Annotated in this window: 4 protein-coding genes; 3 read left to right on the top strand and 1 reads right to left on the bottom strand. The window is 62.0% G+C overall.

Annotation, left to right across the window (positions count from 1 at the left end):
- Positions 1-1,278, bottom strand: a 1,278-nt coding sequence (locus DBR24_RS32470; protein ID WP_305889037.1) for a 7TM diverse intracellular signaling domain-containing protein, incomplete at its 3' end; no start/stop codon positions are given.
- Between the two features lie 304 nt (positions 1,279-1,582).
- Between DBR24_RS32470 and DBR24_RS16690 the strand changes: the two genes are divergently transcribed.
- The 3 genes from DBR24_RS16690 to DBR24_RS32465 all read left to right on the top strand — a co-directional run.
- Positions 1,583-2,380: a hydroxymethylpyrimidine/phosphomethylpyrimidine kinase gene (locus DBR24_RS16690; protein ID WP_128615303.1), complete on the top strand. Its 798-nt coding sequence runs from the start codon at positions 1,583-1,585 to the stop codon at positions 2,378-2,380.
- A gap of 18 nt (positions 2,381-2,398) precedes the next feature.
- Complete coding sequence (thiE, locus tag DBR24_RS16685; protein WP_123463853.1) at positions 2,399-3,022, top strand: thiamine phosphate synthase; 624 nt, start codon at positions 2,399-2,401, stop codon at positions 3,020-3,022.
- 15 nt (positions 3,023-3,037) lie between these two features.
- On the top strand, positions 3,038-3,620 hold a 583-nt coding region (locus tag DBR24_RS32465; RefSeq protein WP_371921306.1), incomplete at its 3' end, for an aminotransferase class III-fold pyridoxal phosphate-dependent enzyme.

Raw genomic sequence — 3,620 nt, 5'->3', positions numbered from 1 at the left:
GGTCAGGGTCGCGAGGAATTCGTCCTTGAGCTTGTTGCTGTGGGCCAATTGCTGGTTGAGCACTTCGAGCTTCTGCCCGGCGTCGAACAGGGTCTGCGCCTGCTGCTCGCGCATCGCGTTGATGCGGTCGGCCAGCGCCAGCGACAGCAGCGCCACTTCGATGGCCGAGCCGATCTGGCTGGCGTACATGGTCAGGAACACGTTCGGCAGCAGGCCCAGCACCATCAGCGTATTGATGATGCCGCCGAGCAGAAACGCCGACCAGGCAATGATGAAATAACGCGCCACCCGCAGGCCGCGCCACCAGGCCAGAATCCCCGCGGCGAAAATCACCACGGTAAACGTCAGCGCCAGCAGGGTCGCCAACCGCAACGACAGGGCGTAACTGGTCATCAGCGACAAACCCACCACCAGCGCACTGAATGCGATCAGGCCGATCAGTACGCGATCCAGCCAGCGGCTGTGGTTGTTCGTCTGCAGGAAGCTGCGTGCGAACTGACTGCCGAACAGCCCCGCACAGCCGATGAAGAAAGGCGTGGCGGCGTTGGCCCACCACGGATTGTCCGGCCAGAAATACTCGACCGCCGCCCCGTTCACCGACAGTTGATACAGACCGAACGAGGCGATGTAGAAGATGTAATAGAGGTAGCTGGTGTCGCGCACGCTCAGGTAGATGAACAGGTTGTAGACCAGCATCCCCAGCAACACGCCATAAATGATGCCCAGTACGTACAGGCGCACCGGTTGGTCTTCGAGGTACGCGGTGCTCGACCACAACGTTACCGGCGCCTGGATCGAGCCTTCGCTGGCCAGGCGCAGGTACACCGAGCGTTGTTGATCGGGCTTGAACTCAAGGTCGAACAAGTAGTTGTTCTGACGGATCTCGCGACTGGCGAACGGCAACGCATCACCGGTCTGTCGGATCAGGCGATAGTCGCCATTGGCATCGGCCATATACAGATCAAGATGATCAAGCGGCGGGTACGCCAGCTCCAGCAGCCAGGTGCGTTGCGCGGCGGGATTGGCCGGACGGTAATGCAGGTCGATCTTCAGCCAGAACGCCGAACGCGAGTAACCGGCGTTGAGCGTGGCTTTATCGTGGAGTTTGAAATTGCCCGCCGCCGCTTGAGCGCGGACGTCGGCGATGCTCGCCTGACCACTCGGGTCTTCGAACACTTGCAAGGAGCGGCCCAGGGGAAGGCTCTGAGTGTTTTCGTCGAATTCGACGGCGCTTGCGAGGAGGGGCAAGCAGAACAGCAATATCAGCAAATAGCGCATTGAAGCCCCAGCGTGGCTCGTCCGGTTGCGTCAGGAAGCCCCCCATTCCCTTTGAGTAGACGTAAAACCGGTATTACCCGTTATTGGTTTGGATCCAGACTAGCATAGCCGTTGATGGCCATTAAGCACCATCGAAATTTTTCCTACAAAGGCTCTAGAACGGGCGTTTCAGAGCAAAGTCGCGGGCTAGAGCTGTTGAGTTGGTCAACTACCTGCAACAGCGGATGTGGTGAATACCTGTGTGGCGAGGAACCACTGACAGGACTGAACCCCAAAATCAGGTTTGGTGGTAAGCTCGCGCACCATGAATATCTACAGCTCCCGCCCCGTTGTCCTCTGTCTCTCCGGCCACGACCCCAGTGGTGGCGCCGGCTTGCAGGCAGATATCGAAGCCTTGCTCGCGCAGGGTTGCCATGCGGCTCCGGCCGTCACCGCCCTGACCGTGCAAGACACCGTCAACGTCACTGACTTCCGCGTCCTCGACCGTGAGTGGGTACTGGCCCAGGCCAGTGCCGTGCTCAACGACTCCGAAGTCGCGGCGGTCAAACTGGGCATGCTCGGTTCGCTGGAAATGGTCGACACCGTAGTCGAACTGCTTTCGGCGCACCCGCACCTGCCGGTGGTCTGCGACCCGGTGCTGCGCGCCGGCGGCGGCGGACGCCTGGGCAAGGACGAGGTCGGTTATGCGATGCGCGAGCGTCTGCTGCCGCTGTCGATCATCGCCACCCCCAATCTTCCTGAAGCGCGCATCCTCGCCGAACTGCCCGAAGGCACTGCAGACGAGTGCGCGGAAAAACTCCTGCCGTTCGTCAAAAACCTGCTGATCACCGGCGGCCATGGCGACGAAACTGAAATCCACAATCGCCTGTACAGCCGTGACGGCCTGCGCGAAACCTTCTATTGCCAGCGTTTGCCAGGCAGCTATCACGGTTCCGGTTGCACGCTGGCCAGCGCTATCGCCGGTCGCCTGGCCCAAGGCGAACACCTCGCCAGCGCCGTACGCACGGCACTGGATTACACCTGGCGCACCCTGCGCGATGCCGAACAACTGGGCAAAGGCCAGTTCGTGCCGCGCCGCCTGCCGCTGGATTTCTGCTCGTAACGTCGTGAGGTCTGCCTGATGAAACTACGTGGCCTGTATGCCATTACCGACAGCGAATTGCTGGCCGGCAAGTTTCTGTCCTACGTGGAGGCGGCGCTGGAAGGCGGCGTCACCCTGCTGCAATACCGCGACAAGAGCAGCGACGAGGCCCGCCGCCTGCGCGAGGCCGAAGCGCTGCGCAACCTGTGCGAGCGCTACAAGACGCAGCTGATCATCAACGATGACGCCGAACTGGCCGCGCGCCTGAACGTTGGCGTGCACCTGGGCCAGACCGACGGCCCGCTATCGCCGACCCGCGCCCTGCTCGGCTCCAAAGCCATCATCGGTTCGACCTGCCACGCGCAACTCGCACTGGCCGAACAAGCCGCCAAAGAAGGTGCGAGTTATGTCGCCTTCGGCCGCTTCTTCAATTCCAACACCAAGCCCGGCGCGCCGAGCTGCAGCCTCGATCTGCTCGACGAGGCCAAGCGCACGCTGCATCTGCCGGTCTGCGCGATTGGCGGCATCACCCTCGACAACGCCGCGCCGCTGGTGGCCCACGGTGTCGACCTGCTGGCGGTGGTCCACGGCTTGTTCGGTGCCCAAAGCACTGCCGAAGTGACCCGCCGCGCCCGCGCCTTCAACGAACTTCTGAAAATCTGATTTGAGAGCCCGATCATGTCTCGTTCCGAAACCCTGTTTGCCAGTGCCCAGAAACACATTCCCGGTGGCGTGAATTCGCCGGTTCGTGCGTTCAAGAGCGTGGGCGGCACACCGTTGTTCTTCAAGCACGCCGAAGGCGCCTACGTCACTGACGAAGACGACAAGCGTTATGTTGATTACGTCGGTTCGTGGGGCCCGATGATCCTCGGCCACAGCCACCCGGACGTGCTCGACGCCGTACGCAATCAGCTGCAACACGGCCTGTCCTACGGCGCGCCGACCGCGATGGAAACCGAGATGGCCGATCTGGTCTGCTCGCTGGTGCCGTCGATGGACATGGTGCGCATGGTCAGCTCCGGCACCGAAGCGACCATGAGCGCGATCCGTCTGGCCCGTGGTTACACCGGCCGCGACAGCATCATCAAGTTCGAAGGCTGCTACCACGGTCACTCCGACAGCCTGCTGGTCAAGGCCGGCTCCGGTGCCCTGACCCAGGGCGTGCCGAGTTCGGCCGGTGTCCCGGCAGCGTTCGCCAAACACACCCTGACCCTGCCGTTCAACGACATCGACGCCGTTGAGAAGATGCTCGCTGAAGTTG

Origin of the sequence: Pseudomonas sp. HMWF006 (assembly GCF_003061205.1) — a bacterium.
GTDB classification, from domain to species: Bacteria; Pseudomonadota; Gammaproteobacteria; order Pseudomonadales; family Pseudomonadaceae; genus Aquipseudomonas; species Aquipseudomonas monsensis.
Note: the sequence above shows the minus strand (reverse complement) of the source record. Positions and strands in the feature narration are given on the sequence as shown.

Bases quoted from the DNA above. Each gene is read 5' to 3' on its own strand.
- DBR24_RS16690 (WP_128615303.1), top strand. From the start codon at position 1,583: ATGAATATCTACAGCTCCCGCCCCGTTGTCCTCTGTCTCTCCGGCCAC.
- thiE (WP_123463853.1), top strand. From the start codon at position 2,399: ATGAAACTACGTGGCCTGTATGCCATTACCGACAGCGAATTGCTGGCC.